The organism is Flavobacterium sp. W22_SRS_FP1 (genome assembly GCF_052113685.1).
GTDB lineage: Bacteria > Bacteroidota > Bacteroidia > Flavobacteriales > Flavobacteriaceae > Flavobacterium.
Window position 1 is genome coordinate 16,338 of sequence record NZ_JBGQOE010000020.1, and the last position, 17,352, is coordinate 33,689.

General features: G+C 35.3%; 15 protein-coding genes. 12 read left to right on the forward strand and 3 right to left on the reverse strand.

Annotated features, from left to right (window positions below):
• The first annotated feature begins 2 nt into the window (after positions 1 to 2).
• Both ACEN2H_RS11535 and ACEN2H_RS11540 read left to right on the forward strand, forming a co-directional pair.
• Complete coding sequence (locus ACEN2H_RS11535) at positions 3 to 281, forward strand: hypothetical protein (protein ID WP_441732509.1); 279 nt, start codon at positions 3 to 5, stop codon at positions 279 to 281.
• Complete coding sequence (locus ACEN2H_RS11540) at positions 268 to 444, forward strand: hypothetical protein (RefSeq protein WP_441732511.1); 177 nt, start codon at positions 268 to 270, stop codon at positions 442 to 444. The genes ACEN2H_RS11535 and ACEN2H_RS11540 overlap by 14 nt, the downstream gene beginning before the upstream one ends.
• A 237-nt stretch (positions 445 to 681) precedes the next feature.
• Here ACEN2H_RS11540 and ACEN2H_RS11545 read toward each other — a convergent pair whose 3' ends face one another.
• From ACEN2H_RS11545 to ACEN2H_RS11555, 3 genes are all read right to left on the reverse strand, one after another.
• Complete coding sequence (locus ACEN2H_RS11545) at positions 682 to 1,236, reverse strand: hypothetical protein (protein WP_441732513.1); 555 nt, start codon at positions 1,234 to 1,236, stop codon at positions 682 to 684.
• Positions 1,237 to 1,305: 69 nt separating this feature from the next.
• On the reverse strand, positions 1,306 to 1,728 hold the full coding sequence (locus tag ACEN2H_RS11550) for a DUF6943 family protein (RefSeq protein WP_441732515.1): 423 nt from the start codon (positions 1,726 to 1,728) through the stop codon (positions 1,306 to 1,308).
• A 2,355-nt stretch (positions 1,729 to 4,083) separates the two neighbouring features.
• Positions 4,084 to 5,034: an alpha/beta hydrolase gene (locus ACEN2H_RS11555; RefSeq protein WP_441732517.1), complete on the reverse strand. Its 951-nt coding sequence runs from the start codon at positions 5,032 to 5,034 to the stop codon at positions 4,084 to 4,086.
• Positions 5,035 to 5,328: 294 nt separating this feature from the next.
• Between ACEN2H_RS11555 and ACEN2H_RS11560 the strand changes: the two genes are divergently transcribed.
• The 10 genes from ACEN2H_RS11560 to ACEN2H_RS11605 all read left to right on the forward strand — a co-directional run bounded on the left by ACEN2H_RS11560 (position 5,329) and on the right by ACEN2H_RS11605 (position 17,298).
• A complete protein-coding gene (locus tag ACEN2H_RS11560) occupies positions 5,329 to 6,774 on the forward strand; it encodes an MFS transporter (protein ID WP_441732519.1) in 1,446 nt (481 codons plus the stop codon).
• 28 nt (positions 6,775 to 6,802) lie between these two features.
• Complete coding sequence (locus ACEN2H_RS11565; RefSeq protein WP_441732521.1) at positions 6,803 to 8,236, forward strand: GntP family permease; 1,434 nt, start codon at positions 6,803 to 6,805, stop codon at positions 8,234 to 8,236.
• 5 nt (positions 8,237 to 8,241) lie between these two features.
• Positions 8,242 to 9,786: a galactarate dehydratase gene (garD, locus tag ACEN2H_RS11570; protein WP_441732523.1), complete on the forward strand. Its 1,545-nt coding sequence runs from the start codon at positions 8,242 to 8,244 to the stop codon at positions 9,784 to 9,786.
• Positions 9,787 to 9,816: 30 nt separating this feature from the next.
• Positions 9,817 to 10,740: a 5-dehydro-4-deoxyglucarate dehydratase gene (locus tag ACEN2H_RS11575; RefSeq protein ID WP_441732525.1), complete on the forward strand. Its 924-nt coding sequence runs from the start codon at positions 9,817 to 9,819 to the stop codon at positions 10,738 to 10,740.
• A gap of 49 nt (positions 10,741 to 10,789) precedes the next feature.
• A complete protein-coding gene (locus ACEN2H_RS11580; RefSeq protein ID WP_441732527.1) occupies positions 10,790 to 12,325 on the forward strand; it encodes an aldehyde dehydrogenase (NADP(+)) in 1,536 nt (511 codons plus the stop codon).
• Between the two features lie 196 nt (positions 12,326 to 12,521).
• Positions 12,522 to 13,361 carry a 5-dehydro-4-deoxy-D-glucuronate isomerase gene (kduI, locus tag ACEN2H_RS11585; protein ID WP_441732529.1) on the forward strand — a complete coding sequence of 280 codons (840 nt, stop codon included), beginning with the start codon at positions 12,522 to 12,524 and terminating at the stop codon, positions 13,359 to 13,361.
• Positions 13,362 to 13,368: 7 nt separating this feature from the next.
• The gene (locus ACEN2H_RS11590; protein WP_441732530.1) at positions 13,369 to 14,154 is read left to right on the forward strand and encodes a gluconate 5-dehydrogenase; all 786 of its coding nucleotides are present in this window, start codon (positions 13,369 to 13,371) and stop codon (positions 14,152 to 14,154) included.
• Positions 14,155 to 14,172: 18 nt separating this feature from the next.
• On the forward strand, positions 14,173 to 15,573 hold the full coding sequence (gene uxaC, locus ACEN2H_RS11595; RefSeq protein WP_441732532.1) for a glucuronate isomerase: 1,401 nt from the start codon (positions 14,173 to 14,175) through the stop codon (positions 15,571 to 15,573).
• A 27-nt stretch (positions 15,574 to 15,600) separates the two neighbouring features.
• Positions 15,601 to 16,623 (forward strand): PfkB family carbohydrate kinase, encoded by a 1,023-nt coding sequence (locus ACEN2H_RS11600; RefSeq protein WP_441732534.1) that lies wholly within the window; start codon positions 15,601 to 15,603, stop codon positions 16,621 to 16,623.
• Positions 16,624 to 16,629: 6 nt separating this feature from the next.
• Positions 16,630 to 17,298, forward strand: a complete 669-nt coding sequence (locus tag ACEN2H_RS11605; protein ID WP_441732536.1) for a bifunctional 4-hydroxy-2-oxoglutarate aldolase/2-dehydro-3-deoxy-phosphogluconate aldolase — start codon at positions 16,630 to 16,632, stop codon at positions 17,296 to 17,298.
• The last annotated feature ends 54 nt before the right edge of the window (positions 17,299 to 17,352 follow it).

The window sequence follows — 17,352 nt, forward strand, 5'->3', positions numbered from 1 at the left end:
TTATGAATATAGTAGCAAGAACAAAATCGCCCACTCCGAAGTTTTTCAGGGTATTGAGAAGTATTGGTTTGGCCATGTTAGCACTTAGTGGAAGTGTGATTGCAGCTCCAGTGGTTTTGCCTGCGGTTGTCGTTAGTGTTGCGGGATATTTGGCAGTTGCTGGAGGCGTGCTTTCTGCAGTGAGTCAAATGACTGTTGACGATGATACGAAATCAGAAGAAGAGCTTCTAAATAGAATACGAAAAGACAATGAAAATTTACCTAGAGATGGAATCAAATAACAGCTTGCAAATCGGAACAGCATCTGGGACTTTGTTGAGTGTCATGCCTAATATTGTTTCTGAGGATATTGTAAAAACCATTATTTTAGCAATTGTAGGTGCAATAATTAGTTTCATTATTTCGCTCCTTTTAAAAGGATTGACAAAATCTAAAAAGAAATAATACTGAATCGAGTTCAGCGTAAAGTAATTCGGGTTTGGATTGGTAACCTTTTCCCGAATTTATATGTGGGCCTGATCGAGAGATCAGGCTTTTTTTCTGTTTAGAAATGACTCATGTAGCTTTTGGTAAATAAAAACAGAGATTTTCTCAATTAGTCTATAAACGTGGAAAAAAAAAGGAAAAGCAGTATTTTAGTTTCAAATATTCTAAGCGATATACAACGGTCTACTCAGTTTTTTAATAATTTTTTAATTTGTGTTCTTTGTTAATTCTGCGGTCAGCCATAAACAAAATTCTATCCGATTTTTCAAATGGTATATCTAGTTGAAAACATACTTTTCTTAAATCGGTTAGGTAATTTAGGTAAAGTTCAATTTGATAGTTTAAATTCTTTTCAGATAAATAGGTATTTAGTTTTAGCTCTTCATTGATATAAATAATTCGGTATACTCTTTGGTCAATAATTTGATAAATTTTAGGGTTTCTAAATCTTAAAATTGTTGATGCCATGGCAAGTTGAACTCCATTTGTTTTTAATAAACTTCTTAAAATGAGCTTTGTTTTGTCAATATTAAGTACTGTTTCTTCAGGTTTTAGTGAATTTATTAATGACATTAAGGTAGGTTCAAAGTTTGCGTAACGATTGACCTTCCATAATACAATTTCATTTAGAGTATTTTGGTCAAAATCGGTAAAATTAGAATCGAGCTTTTCAGTTAAGGATTCTTGGTAATCAAATTTTAAATCGTCATTGGTAATTCTAAAAGTAGAATCATGAACTGTTTTAAGCATATTATTTTCAATTATTTATAACTAGTGAATAATATCAAATATATACAACTTATATTACATTATTGAATTTTATCTTTTGAAGTAGGAGTTTAGAATCGATCTTCGCAATTCATTAATAAGAATAATGTCCTTATGGAATTGTTCTTCTTTTTGTTCTAGTAACCTCAACGCCTGGATTTGTTTTTTATGCAGCTCGTGTTCTTGTGGCATTTGGTTAACTTTTGACATAAAATCCTTTTTGAAATCAGTAATTCTTAAAAATGGAATTACGGACCCCAATAATGATTGGTGCCAGAATTTTGCTTTCCATAAACTATAAGCTAACCAATAGACTGTTTCGGCATCTTCATCGTTTTGAAGTAGAATTACAAAGCTATTGGTAAATGGTTTTTTTTGAGGCTTGCCGCTGTTCATCCCTTTGTTCAGAATGAAGATTTGGTTTCCTTTATAAACAGCATTTTTTTGGTGTGTTTTGATGATGAAATTCGGCATAGCGCTTTGGTGTTAAAGATTCGAGCTTAATTTTTTTCGCTGATTAAATTTTTCTTTTGGATGCGAAGAATTATCATTTCGGAAAAGAAAAAAGAGAAAAAAAGAAAGCCGTTATAACAGCAGAAATGACGAACGAAAATGGAGGGATACCCTGAAACAAGTATTGGAACAGACCCTGAAACAAGTTCAGGGTGAACCGACTGAAAGTGAGGAATGAATGCTAAACTTGCTGGATTTTTTTCTTTTTCTTTTCAGAAAAATGCACTACAGTACTTGTTGTAGTTTCTCAGGGAGTTCTTGTGGAAACGGCAATTAAACACCCCCAAGCACCGGAAGAAGCAAAAAAAGTGGTGCCCCTTTTTAGGGCAAGGAACTTTTTTTGCGGATGAGGAGCGCCGTGGCGGGGTTGCGGCAATCGAACAGCCGCCATAGATGCGAGAGTTGAGCGGAGGTACGAAGCGAAACGTAGCGGATATGAGCGTGAAACGGCGGGTAAAAAATAGAAGGCAACCGTCTTTTTGGCGGTGTACCTTGATTTAGGGCAAAGCGACCGAGCCAACTGATAATTGATAGTGGATAATTGATAATTGGAAATGGATGCTTCTAAGATAACGTAAGTGAGGTAAGCGGCGCCAAGCCCGATGGCTGTGCGAAGGAGCAACCGCTGAAAAAACGGCGGGCTGCAGACACAATATGGCTGGAATGCAGTGAAACGTACCCGCCGCGGCGGGGGAGTGTAACGAAATGAAGCGGTATTGTGGATGCATAAGCCCGACCGAACGCAGGAAGTGACCGTGTGAAGATGAGGAACGAAACAGCGCAAAAAATATAGCTGCTTATTTGCAAGCTGCTGTATCTTTTTGTGCTGTGAAGTGTCTGTGGAACGGAGGGAAACCTGAATATTAAATTGAAATAATAAATAGAGTATTTACCGAAAATGTTTTTATGAAAATATAAGGTTGACCGACTGGAACAGCCGAACGGAACAAAGGGAACGACCGAAGAGAGACCGCTTGATTGACCATGTTATTTGGAAGGATATGGTTTTGGGGATTAGGGGGAAGATTTTGTACCAATCGGCGGGGGCATATATAACGCATTTTTTTTCTACATTATTTTCTTTTAGAGTTAGTTTTCTTAGTTCTTGTCTCTCTACGATATTTGATAGGAAGTATTTGTTTATTATATTTCGAGCTTCTATTAAAAAGGATGGCACTTGTTCCTCATTAATTTGTACTTTATCAAATTGCATCACAAATAGGGCTTTATCTAGCTTTTCGTCTAGGATATCTTCTTCAAACTGATCTATTCCGCTTTAAATTAAAGTGGCTTTTTTTAAGCAATCCCTGTCTCCATTTTTTTCATAACGTTATCTCCATATAACTACTATTTCTCTAAAAACATCGGATTGCTCTAAATTTGGTAGTTCTTCGACCCATTCAATTATAGAAATGTATTTTTCTTCACTTTCTAGAAAGTTTAAAAGTAGCTAGATGTATTTGCTTCATACTGAGTTAATAAATCATAGCTAGTACAAGTCGCAACAAAAAAATGGTGTTTTGGGAAAATCATTCCAACATTATTAAAAATTAGGGTGTTGATTTTTAATTATATGGATTGAAAAATGAGTTTTATAAGTTCAAATTTGACGAGATTTTTAAGGAAGTTGTTTGAAATTGAATTAGGCGCTAACAGGATGTGATTTTCAAGGTAGGGTTTAAATGGTATCAGGCAGCCTCAGTATCAATATCCCTAAGTAAATGACACTAGTAATACTTAATCCTAAATGCAATATTGTATTTACGTGGTATGGTCTTAATTATAATTGGCAGTCGATGCCAATGATCGAAAGAGTTTGAAAGCTTATGATAGTGGGCACGGAAGGAAATTCTGTATTATCGAATTTGGTGTTATTTAGGAGGATCTAGAGAAAAAACCTCGCAAAATATTACGAGGTTTTTTCTTATTTCGACTTGTTTTACCTGCCCTCGTTAGTGTCTACGAGATCGGAGACCAAAGCAATATCTACTTTGTAAAAACCACTATTTTTCAGGTAAGACTTCGTAGTAATCGGGCTAAATTGTAAATGCATTTCTACTATCATCTTTTATACGGCAGCTCATAGCACTTGTGGGTTTACATTAAATCTTACTATTGGTGCTTTTTATCTTTCTTATCAAAATATGAGATTTCCATTGGATGGGGGTAGTTATTTTGTGAATAACAGGACTCCTTTTATTTTGTGTTAGTTATAATATGGTTGAAAAAGCTGAAGTGGATAAATTTGTAGTTTGATCTGTTCCCGTAAATAAAACAATATAATATAGTCTGACTGGAGTTAAAAAAAACAGTAATTTATTGAGTAATATAATTATGGGATTTCATCCAGTTATGACAATCGGTAGTCCAGAAGTGGCTTGTTTCATTTCGTCCTAAACCAAAGCCATGACCTCCTTTTTCATATAAATGCAGTTCAACTGGGACGTGGTGTTGTATTAAGCCTTCATAATAGTTAAGGCTGTTTTTTGCCGAAACTACAGTGTCATCTGATGCATGAACGATAAAGGTTTCTGGAGTTTCAGAAGTTATTTGTAAGTCATTAGAAAACCGCTCTATTGATGATGATGAAGCTGAGTTACCTAGTAAGTTAACTTGTGAGCCTAAGTGTGTTATTTTACTATTCATTGAAATTACAGGGTAAATTAATATAGAAAAATTTGGTCGTGCACTTGTTGAGTCAATTGAATGATATACTTGTTTATTATAATTTGTGGACAATGTTGAAGCTAGATGACCTCCAGCAGAAAATCCAATTACTCCAATTTTTTTCTTATCTATATTCAATTGAGTAGCATTTCGCCTTATGTATCTAATTGCTTCCTGTGCATCTTGTAATGGGCCAATTGATTTATTTTCCATTATTTTATTACTGGGTAATCTGTATTTTAATACAAAAGCGGTGATGCCCATTGTGTTTAACCATTGTGCAACTTTAGTGCCTTCTTTATTTACTGCTAAATGTGAATAACCTCCACCTGGAAAAATTAGTACTGCCGTTCCATTAGTTTTTGTTTTTTTAGGTAGAAATAGTGATAATGTTGGTTTTGAAACTTGACTGCTACTTTCTATTTCGCCATTCTTATAGCTATTTAATTCTTGATAACTGGTTGAAATTATTTCATTAGGAATTTGATTCTTCCATAGCGGAATAACTTTATCCTGCCCGTATGATAGGATGTTAATCCCTAATGTAATTAACATAAAAATGAAATAGGCTTGTCGATCTAAGTTTTTATTTTTTTTCAATGAAAAGAATTTTAATATTATCTAAATGAGACACCTGTTTTTTCTACTCTTTTATTTTTTTTTAAAAAAAGTTAGAGATTATCAACTTAACATCAATATTATTGAATGTATAATTTTACATTAGTTATTTTACTTTATGCGTTTATTTTGGAGATATATACAAATATATAAATAATTTATTTGCGTTATTGATATTAAAAAGTATATTTGTGTAATCGATTACATTGATTGATTAAAAAAAACAATTAATAATTATAAAGCTGAAATCTATTTAACTATCCATAATTAATTTCTATGACCAAAAATACTAAATCAACCGGGAACTATCGTTGGACAATTTGCAGTCTGCTTTTCTTCGCAACTACTATAAACTATCTAGACAGACAGGTGCTTTCTTTAACATGGAATGATTTCATAGCTCCTGAATTTCATTGGACTAATAATGATTACGGTAATATTACGGCATTGTTTTCAATTTTTTATGCGGTATCACTTTTGTTTGCTGGTAGATTTGTGGATTTGTTGGATACTAAAAAGGGATTTCTTTGGGCAATTGGAATTTGGTCTATAGGGGCCTGTTTACATGCTTTTTGCGGAATTGCAACTGCTGGAATATTGACGGGGAATTGGTTTGTTGGTTTTGAAGGCGCAAAAGAGGCTCTTAAAACAGTTAATGATACAGGAATGATTATTTCCGTTAGTGTTACCTTGTTTATTTTTGCTCGTTTTGTTTTAGCATTAGGTGAAGCTGGGAATTTTCCCGCTGCAATAAAAACTACTGCCGAATATTTTCCTAAAAAAGATCGTGCTTTCTCTACAAGTATATTTAATTCAGGTGCCACTGTTGGTGCATTAGCAGCGCCTATTTCAATTCCGTTTATTGCAGAAGCATATGGATGGGAAATGGCTTTTATCATTATAGGAGCCTTAGGTTTTGTTTGGATGGGATTTTGGGTTTTTATGTATGAAAAGCCAGAAAAACATAGAAAAGTAAGTGCGACTGAATTAGAATACATACAGCAAGATGCTGTGGCAGACAGTAAAATAGTGGGCTATGTGCCTGAAACGGCTACTAAAGTTACTTTTAAGCAATGCTTGCAATACAAACAAACTTGGGCCTTCGCTTTTGGAAAGTTTATGACAGATGGAGTTTGGTGGTTTTTCTTGTTCTGGACGCCAGCTTACTTAAGTTCAGTTTACGGTATGGATTCTACAGAAGCAGCTTTGCCATTATTTGTATTATACATGATTACATTACTTTCAATAATTGGAGGGTGGTTGCCCACTTATTTTGTTGAAAAGAAAGGAATGAATCCTTATGATGGTCGAATGAAAGCGATGTTGATCTTTGCATTTTTCCCCTTATTGGCCTTAGTTGCTCAGCCTTTAGGACACATTAGTTATTGGTTACCAGTAATTATTATTGGGATTGCGGGTGCAGCTCATCAGGCCTGGTCAGCAAATATTTTTACGACAGTTGGAGATATGTTTCCTAAAAAAGCAATTGCTACCATTACTGGTATTGGAGGATTAGCAGGTGGTATTGGTTCTACTTTTATTAATAAAGGATCGGGAATGTTATTTGATTACAGTAAAGAAACGAATATGTCTTTCATGGGATTTGAAGGTATTGAATCTGGATACTTTATTATCTTCTCTGTTTGTGCTGTTTGCTATTTAATTGGGTGGTCGGTTATGAAGACATTGGTTCCTAAATATAGTCCAATTACAGATTTGTAAATTTAATAATTATTAATTCGTTTGTTGAATGGATCCAATTTTTATCATATTAATAGGGACTGTTGTTGTTCTTTTTTGTATTATTTTATTAAAATTACACGCTGCTATATCTTTATTGTTAGCTGCTTTAGTTACTGGTTTATTGACATCGTCAGATCTTATTTACCAATATGCAATTCAGAAAGGCATGTCGATTCAAGAGGCTCAATCTTTGTCAACCGAAGGTATTGGAAGACGCTTAGCTGACGCCTTCGGTAATACTAGTGGAAAAATTGGAATTTTAATTGCTTTAGGTTCTATAATTGGGGCTTGTTTGATGAGAAGTGGCGGTGCTGAAAGAATAATTCGTGGAATTTTACGTTTGTTTGGAAAGAAGAATACCTCCTTAGCTTTAATATTTGGAAGCTTTACACTTGCCATACCTGTTTTCTTTGATACGGTTTTTTACCTCATGTTGCCATTAGTGAAATCTATAGGGGTAAAAGACCCTAAGAAATTTAGCCTTTATCTAATGTCTGTTATGGCAGGAGGAGTTATGGCACATTCTTTAATTCCACCAACTCCGGGACCTTTGTTTGTAGCGCAAGAATTGGGAGTAGATATTGGCGTTATGATGATTGGAGGAATTGTTATAGGACTGATTACGGTCACTAGTGGTTATATTTATGCAAAATGGGCAAATAAGAAATGGGATTTATCGATGCGTGATACTGCTGATATTACTATTAAGGATTTAAAGCAAATTTCTGTTACAGATGAAGCAGATTTGCCAAGTTTATCTCTATCACTTTTGCCGGTTGTGCTTCCAATTTTTTTCATTACTAGTAAAACTTTTTTAGACTTGAATTTTAGAGAAAATACAGGTGATTTAAGTGTAGTAGAACATAAGGCACATGCCATTTTTTCTGTTTTAGGAGACCCAAATATCGCATTAATTATTTCAGCAGTTTTAGGATTACATTTAATGTGGTACAAAATTAAAAACATCAAAAAATTTCAAAAGTATGTCACTGAAGCACTTACTAGTGCGGGGATGATTATTTTAATTACTGCTTCTGGAGGTGTTTTTGGTCAGATGTTGCAACAATCCGGAATCGGAATTAGAATACAGGATTTAGCTGGAAATTATCAAATGGCGCTTTTGCCAATGGCTTTTTTGATTACTGCCGCTGTTCGAACTGCTCAAGGTTCTGCTACAATAGCAATGGTTACTACTATTGGTATAATGAGTGGTGTAGTTAGTGCAGGACTGCAATTTCATCCGGTATATTTAGCATTAGCCATAGGATGTGGTTCAAAAGTATTTTCTTGGATGAACGATAGTGCCTTTTGGATTATTACTGAAATGAGTGGAATGGAAGAAAAAGAAACAGTTCGATATTTTTCAATTTTGATGGTTGTAATGGCTTTTTCTGGACTTATTTCCTTAATGATTCTTTCTAAATTTTTACCCTTTATATAAAAAAAATGTCAATTAATAGTTTATTAATAAAAACAACTTCGTTAGATAATGTTGGGATCGTAGCTAATGCTGCAGGTCTAGCCGAAGGTACGATACTTCAAGACGGAATTATACTAGCTCAGTATGTTCCTTCTGGTCACAAAGTTGCCTTGTGTGATATTGCTTTTGGTGGAAAAATTATTCGATATGCTCAAACTATTGGTTTTGCAAATATATTAATCAAAAAAGGCGAATGGATCGATGAATCTAAAATGTCATTACCTAAACCTCCTGATTTGCAATTTATTTCGTTACCGGATACGATTGAGCCAAAAATAATACCCTTGGAAGGCTATACATTTGAAGGCTATCGAAATTCGGACGGTAGTGTAGGTACTAAAAATATATTAGGAATTACGACCAGTGTGCAATGTGTGGCTGGTTTGACTGAGCATTTGGTTAAAAAAATAAGGCAAGAACTTCTTCCTTTATACCAATATGTAGATGACGTTGTAGCGTTGAATCATACCTATGGATGCGGGGTTGCTATTAATGCGCCTGCAGCGATTGTACCAATTAGGACAATTCAAAATATTGCAATAAATCCCAATTTTGGAGGAGGAATAATGGTTATTGGCTTGGGTTGCGAAAAGCTAAGGCCTGAAACTCTTTTGCCTAAAAAAAAGTATGGTATTGATTCCGATTCCTATTCGAGTGTGACTTACATGCAAGATGAATCTTTTAATGGATTTAATGAAATGATAAATGGAATTATGGAAACTGCCGAAATTCATTTGAAAAGTTTGAACAAACGCAAAAGAGAAACTTGCCCAGCTTCGGATTTAGTGGTTGGAATGCAATGCGGAGGAAGTGATGCGTTTTCTGGTTTGACTGCCAATCCGGCCGCAGGATTTGCTTCAGATTTGATTGTGAGAGCGGGTGGAAGCGTTATGTTTTCAGAAGTTACAGAGGTTCGGGATGCAGTTCATTTATTAGTTCCAAGAACGATTAATCCTTCCGTGGGAAGAGCGCTTTTGGACGAAATTAAATGGTATGATGAGTATCTTTTGCAAGGTCAAGTGGATCGTAGTGCCAATACTACTCCAGGCAATAAATTAGGGGGGTTAAGTACAATTGTCGAAAAAGCGCTAGGCTCTATTATAAAATCAGGTACAAGTCCAATTGTAGATGTTCTTGGGCCTGGTGAAAAAATACGTAAAAAAGGATTGTCATTTGCTGCAACACCAGCAAGTGACTTTGTTTGTGGAACGTTACAATTAGCTGCCGGAATGAATATACATATATTTATGACAGGTAGAGGAACGCCTTACGGCTTGTCAATGGTACCGGTAATTAAAGTTGGTTCTAACTCAACATTGAGCCAAAGATGGTTCGATTTAATCGATTTAGATGCAGGTCAAATAGCAACTGGGAAAAAAACAATTGAGGAAATGGGATGGGAGTTGTTTTTCTTAATTCTCGAAGTTGCTAGTGGTAGGAAGAAGGTTGCATGCGATATATTAGGTTTACATAATGATTTGGTTTTGTTTAATCCAGGACCATTAACATAGAAATAGAATATAAATTTAAAATTATTTAAGATGGGATTATCTTATTCAAGAATTGAAAATGCATTACGGGACGGATTATTATCTTTTCCAATAACGGATATGGATGAAAATGGAAAGTTTAACGCAGTCACTTTTGCAAACAGATTAGAATCGTTCGTGAGTCACGAAGTTTCTACTGTTTTTGTTGCAGGCGGAACGGGTGAGTTTTTTTCTTTGTCAAAGGAAGAATACAAGCAAATTGTTACTGTAACTTCAAAAATTATAAATGGACGAGTACCTACAGTTTCAAGTGTTGGAAGAAGTACGCCCGAAGCTATTGAATTTGCTAAAATTGCCGAAGAAGCCGGAATAGATGCTTTACTTCTAATGCCACCTTATCTTACTGAATGTCCTCAAAGCGGAATCGTAGAGTATGCTAAAACTATCATTCAAAACACAAAATTACCCGTGATTTATTACAATCGTGCGAACGGAATATTATTTGGAGAACAGATAAAAAAGCTAGCTGATTTATGTCCAAATTTTATTGCTTTAAAAGATGGAACAGGAGTTATCGAGGAATTAAACGCAACGATAAAATTAATTGGAAATCGATTGATTTACATTGGTGGAGTTCCCACGGCCGAAATTATTTCGGAAGCCTATTTGTCAATTGGTGTAAATACTTATTCTTCAGCAGTATTTAATTTTGTACCAAGATTAGCCAATCATTTTTATAAGTCATTAAGAGCTGGTGATACTGAAAAAGTAAATAAAATAATTAAAGAATTTTTTGTGCCTTTTATTCGTCTGAGAAGTAATAATCAAGGATATGCCGTAAGTTTAATTAAAGCGGGCTGTCAATTAATAGGGAAAAGTGCAGGAGATGTTCGTGCGCCACTAATTATGCCTACTGCTGCCGAAATGGTAGAACTTCAAAAAATTATAGACAAGGAAGAGGAGCTTTTGAAATAATATAAACAACAGCATTTCTGTTTTTAGAAATGGATTAATAATAAAGATAATGAGTAATTTAGGAAAATTCCACGCAATAAACCCATCCAATAACGAACAATTAGAGGGTGAATTTATAAATGCAACGGAAAGTCAGATTGACGAAGTGGTAAAAAAAGCGGAGCAAGCTTTTGATATTTATAGAAAGAAAGGCAAAGATAGTGTTGCTGATTTTCTAGAATGCATAGCTGACGAAATTCTAAATCTTGGCGACGCTCTTTTAGAAAGATGTCATTTGGAGACTGCATTGCCCTTAGCGAGATTACAAGGGGAACGAGGAAGAACCGTTGGTCAATTAAAATTATTTGCCTCCGTTGTCAGAGAAGGTTCTTGGGTTGATGCCCGAATCGACACTGCTATTCCAGACAGAGTTCCGTTACCTAAATCAGATATTCGGCATATGTTAATACCATTAGGACCTGTTGCGGTATTTGGTGCAAGTAATTTTCCTCTAGCTTTTTCTGTAGCGGGCGGTGATACTGCTTCAGCATTGGCATCAGGATGTCCTGTTGTTGTAAAAGGACATAAAGCACATCCAGGAACAGCAGAGATGGTAGCAGTAGCTATTTTGAAAGCAGTCAAAATATGTGGAATGCCTGAGGGTACTTTTTCGTTAATCCAAGGGAATTCTAGAACAGTTGGAGAAACCCTAGTCAAACATTCTGGCATAAAAGCTGTAGGATTTACAGGATCATACGCTGGAGGTAAAGCCTTGGTTGAATATTCAAATGCAAGGGCAGAGCCCATACCGGTTTTTGCGGAAATGGGAAGCACTAATCCGGTATTTATTTTGCCGGGTGCACTTAAAGAAAGAGCAGAAGAAATTGCCGATGGTTTATCCGGATCCATTACTCTTGGAGTCGGTCAATTTTGTACCAATCCTGGACTTTCCTTTATTCAAAAAACAGAGAATATTGATCAATTTTACAAGCAATTAAATCATAAAATTAGTGAAGTTCCTTCGGGAACCATGTTGACTCCTGAAATGAAAAAAGCATATGATAAAGGCGTATATAAAACATTAGAAATTCCACAGGTGGAAGAATTTGCCGCAGGATTGGGTGAAAATACACCTAATAGCGCAACTCCAAAAATATTTAAAACATCAATAGCCAATTACTTTGAAAATGAAGTTTTATCAGAAGAAAACTTTGGACCTTCAAGCGTATTGGTCGAAGTTCAAACGAAAGAGGATATTCTTAAGGCGGCTAGAGATTTAGTGGGACATCTTACTGCTACTGTTTTTGGAACTACTCAAGATTTTGCTGATTATAGCGTACTATTTGATATTTTGGAATTAAAAGTAGGTCGTATTTTGGTTAATGGATATCCTACTGGAGTTGAGGTTTGCTATTCTATGGTTCATGGCGGACCTTATCCAGCAACCACTGCACCACAATCAACCTCGGTAGGAGCAAATGCAATTAAACGCTTTGTAAGACCCGTTTGTTTCCAAGATTATCCAGATACGCTTTTACCTGCAGCTCTTCGACAAGTTAATCTCTTAAATATTTGGCGATTAGTCAATGGTAATTTGGAGAAATAGAGTAATAGTTAAATACTTTATTTAATTTTTCCGAGTGAAATAATTATTCTTAGCATCTTATTATAAAAAGAAAGAGGATAGTTCTAGAGCTTTTAAAATTAATTTAACTATTTAGGAAATTATAAATCGCCTAAAGAGAAGTAATTAAAAGAATATAAGTTATATTTGTGCAATCGATTACATAAAAATAAATATCATGATAAATTTTTCTTTTAGGTATGCAACAAATCCAACAGATATTAAGAAATATGGCACAGACGAACTTCGAGAGCATTTTTTAATTGAAACTCTTTTTATTGAAAATGAAATTCAATTAACCTATTCTATGTACGATAGATACATTGTTGGAGGGATTATGCCAGTTAATAAAAGTTTGAAATTAGAAACGATTCCCTATTTAAAATCTGAAAATTTTCTGGATCGGAGAGAACTGGGAATCATAAATGTTGGTGGAAGCGGTGCTGTAGTTGTTGAAGGAGCTACTCATGAGTTAAATTTTAAAGATGCACTCTATATTGGGAGTGGAAATAAGGAGGTGATTTTTAAAAGTACTGATCCCAAAAACCCAGCAAAATATTATATCAATTCAGCCCCAGCTCACAAAAGTTATCCCACGAAAAAAGTGAGTTTGGCAGAAGCCAATAAATTAGAATTGGGGGCAATGGAAACAGCGAATCACCGTACCGTAAACCAAATGATTATTGGTGGAATAGTTACTACTTGTCAATTACAAATGGGTATGACGGAGTTGAGAACTGGTAGCGTTTGGAACACTATGCCAGCACATGTTCACGATCGTAGAATGGAGGTTTATTTTTATTTGGATATTCCGGAAAATCAGGCCGTATGTCACTTTATGGGACAACCACAGGAAACAAGGCATATTTGGATGAACAATCATCAAGCAGTAATTTCTCCACCATGGTCAATTCATTCTGGTTCAGGAACTAGCAACTATACTTTTATCTGGGGAATGGCTGGTGAAAATTTAGACTATGGAGATATGGATGTTTGCAAAATCAATGAATTAAGATAAAATAATTATGACTTTATTTAATTTAAAAGGAAAAAGAGCCCTTGTAACTGGAGGAACTCACGGCCTAGGAATGGCAATGGCTGAAGGATTAGCAAGTGCTGGTGCTGAACTTGTAATTACAGGTACAACTCCATCTAAAATGGAAGAAGCTCTTACCTACTATAAAAGCAAAGGATACCTAGTTTCAGGTTATTTATTTGATGTGACAGATGAAAATGCTGCCGCAAAAAATATCGAATTAATTGGTAAAGAATTGGGTGATATTCACATATTAGTCAATAACGCAGGAATTATAAAAAGAGAATTGGCTATTACAATGCCGGTTGCCGATTTTAGAAAAGTAATCGATGTGGATTTAGTTGGGCCATTTATCATGTCGCAATTAGTAGCGAAACAAATGATTGAACGCAACGAAGGGAAGATTATCAATATCTGCTCTATGATGAGTGAGCTTGGACGAAATAGTGTTTCGGCTTATGCTGCTGCAAAAGGCGGATTGAAGATGTTGACGCGCAATCTTGCAACCGAATGGGCAAAATACAACATCCAAGTGAATGGAATAGGTCCAGGTTATTTTGCAACTACTCAAACAGAGCCTATTCGTGTTGACGGAAATCCATTTAATGATTTTATTATTAGTAGAACACCAGCTGGTAGATGGGGAGATCCTGAAGATCTTGCAGGAACTGCTGTGTTTTTGGCTTCTGAGGCAAGCAAGTTTGTCAATGGGCAAATTATATATGTTGATGGTGGTATTCTAGCCACTATCGGGAAACCTTCAAACGAGAATTAATTTTTAAGAAACCGATAAATGAGCACTAAATTTATAAATGATAATTTTCTATTAGAAAATAAATACGCTGAAGAATTATATCATAATTATTCTAAAAATCAGCCTATTATTGATTATCACAATCACTTATCACCAAAGCACATTGCCGAAAATACCATTTTTGACAATATTACCCAAGTGTGGATAAATGGAGATCATTACAAATGGCGTGCGATGCGTACGCTAGGAATAAATGAGCAATTCGTGACTGGAAGTGGTTCTGATAAGGATAAGTTTATGAATTGGGCAAAAACAGTTCCTTATACAATGCGTAACCCTTTGTACCATTGGACACATCTTGAACTGGCTCGTTATTTTGATATTTATGATTTACTAAATGAAAAATCAGCGGAGTCGATTTATGAACAAGCTTCTGCAAAAATAAATTCATCGGCTTACAGCACTCAAAATTTGCTTACAAAAGTGAATGCTGAATTTGTATGTACTACTGAAGATCCAATTGATACTTTAGAATACCATCAACAATTAGCTAAAAGCGATTTCAAAACAAAAGTAAGTACTGCTTTTAGACCTGATAAATCCATCTTGATTTCAGTGGACGGATACAATGATTACATTGATACATTAGGTCAAGCGGCTGGTATAGCAATAAATACGTATGCTGATTTATGTACCGCATTAAGAAATAGAATTGACTATTTTGACAAAAACGGTTGCAAACTGTGTGACCATGGTTTAGACCAAATTTACTTCGAAAACTTTACTGAAAGCGAAGTAAACGCCATCTTCAAAAAGAAAAGAGAAAATGCAGTATTGAATAATGAAGAAGCTTTGAAATTTCAAAGTGCTATTTTACTATTTTTATGTGAAACCTATCATGAATACGGATGGGTGCAGCAATTTCACTTAGGTGCATTAAGAAACAATAATGCACGTATGCATCGAATTCTAGGACCTGATACAGGTTGGGACTCCATAGGAGATTATCCGCAGGCACAAAAACTGTCGGGCTTTTTAAATGCGTTAGACAGTAAAGATAAATTGACAAAAACCATTATTTACAATCTAAATCCAGCTGATAACGAGGTGATGGCAACCATGATTGGAAATTTTAATGACGGAAGTGTTAAAGGAAAAGTACAGTTTGGTTCAGGATGGTGGTTTTTAGACCAAAAAGATGGAATGACAAAACAATTAAACGCCCTTTCAAATATGGGATTAATTAGTTGTTTTATAGGAATGTTGACTGATTCTAGAAGCTTTTTATCGTTTCCAAGACATGAATATTTCAGACGTATTCTTTGTAATCTTTTAGGGGATGAAATTAAAAGAGGGGAACTACCAAATGACATGGAATGGATTGGTAAAATGGTGTCTGATATTAGTTATAACAATGCCAAGGAGTATTTTAAATTTTAATTAAGACCACTATTTAATTCTAATACAATGAATAAAGTTGTTGCTTTTGGTGAAATAATGTTGCGTCTTTCTACAGAAAGGCATTTGCGCTTTGCGCAAGCTAAAACATTTACTGCTACTTATGGCGGTGGTGAATTTAACGTAGGTGTTTCTTTGGCAAATTATGGTGTAAATGCTGAATTTGTTACTCGGTTACCCGATAACGAAATTGGTGCATGTGCTTTGAGAGAAATGCGAAAAATGAACGTAGAGTCCAAGAATGTAATTTTTGGCGGAGAACGTTTGGGTACTTATTATTTAGAAACCGGAGCAGGAACTCGTGGGAGTAATGTAGTTTATGACCGTGCCCATAGCGCTATGGCAACAATTCAAAAAGGGGCCATTGATTGGGAAAGAGTACTAGAAGGAGCTACTTGGTTTCATTGGAGCGGAATTACAACAGCTATCTCTGAAGGTGCTGCCGAAGCTTGTCTTGAAGCCGTTAAAGTAGCGAATCAATTAGGATTAACCATTTCATGTGACCTAAATTATCGATCAAAATTATGGCAATATGGTAAAACACCAAGTGAGGTCATGCCAGAATTATTGCAATACACGAATGTTATTTTAGGAGATATAGATACCGCTTATTTTATGTTAGGTCAAGCCAAAGTAGATCCTAATTATCAAGATCTACAGTCACTTCCTGTTTTGTATAGTAAGTTGTTTGATCTATGTCCAAATTTAAAAACAGTCGCAACTACATTACGTTATTCTGTAAGTGCTTCACACCAAAGAATTGGCGGTATTTTATTTGATGGGAAAGCAATTTACAATGCAGCCATTCAAGAAGTAACTCCAGTTGTGGATCGAGTAGGAAGTGGTGATGCTTTTATGGGAGGATTGATTTACGGTTTGTTAGAGTATCCAAATAAGACGCAAAGAGCATTAGATTTTGCAGTAGCAGCCTGTTGTTTAAAACACACTATTTCAGGAGATTATAATCTGGTTACCTTAAAAGAAGTTGAAAATATGCTAGACGGAAATATATCCGGATTAGTATCAAGATAAAAAGTTATGGCAAAGTATTCAAGAATTGAAGTGGCAACTGTGATGAAAGAGAATGGAATGGTTCCTTTGTTTTTTCATTCGGATATTGAACTGAGTAAAAAGGTGTTGAAAGCTTGTTATGATGGGGGTTCTCGTTTAATGGAATTTACCAGTAGAGGTGATTTTGCTTTTGAAGTTTTTGGCGCATTAAACAAATATGCCTTGGCTGAATTGCCAGGAATGATCTTAGGAGTTGGCTCAGTTACTGATGCAGCTGCTGCTTCCCTTTACATGCAATTAGGCGCTAATTTTATTGTTACTCCAGTTTTGAGAGAAGATATAGCCATCGTTTGTAATCGGAGAAAAGTATTGTGGTCACCTGGCTGTGGAACTTTAACTGAAATTGCTCGCGCTGAGGAATTAGGATGCGAAATTGTAAAGTTATTTCCTGGAGATATTTACGGGCCACAATTTGTCAAAGGAATTAAAGGGCCCTGCCCATGGACAAGCATCATGCCAACAGGAGGTGTTTCTACAAATAGAGAAAATCTAAAGAGTTGGTTTGACGCTGGTGTAACCTGCGTTGGTATTGGGTCGCAATTGATTTCATGCGAAATTTTAGCAAATAAAGATTTTGAAGGATTGCGTCTAAAAGTAAAAGAGACCTTGGAAACGATTAAAGAGTTAAGAAGCTAGTTTTTATTGGCAAATTAATTAAGTAGTGACCATTGAATAAATAAAAACAGATAC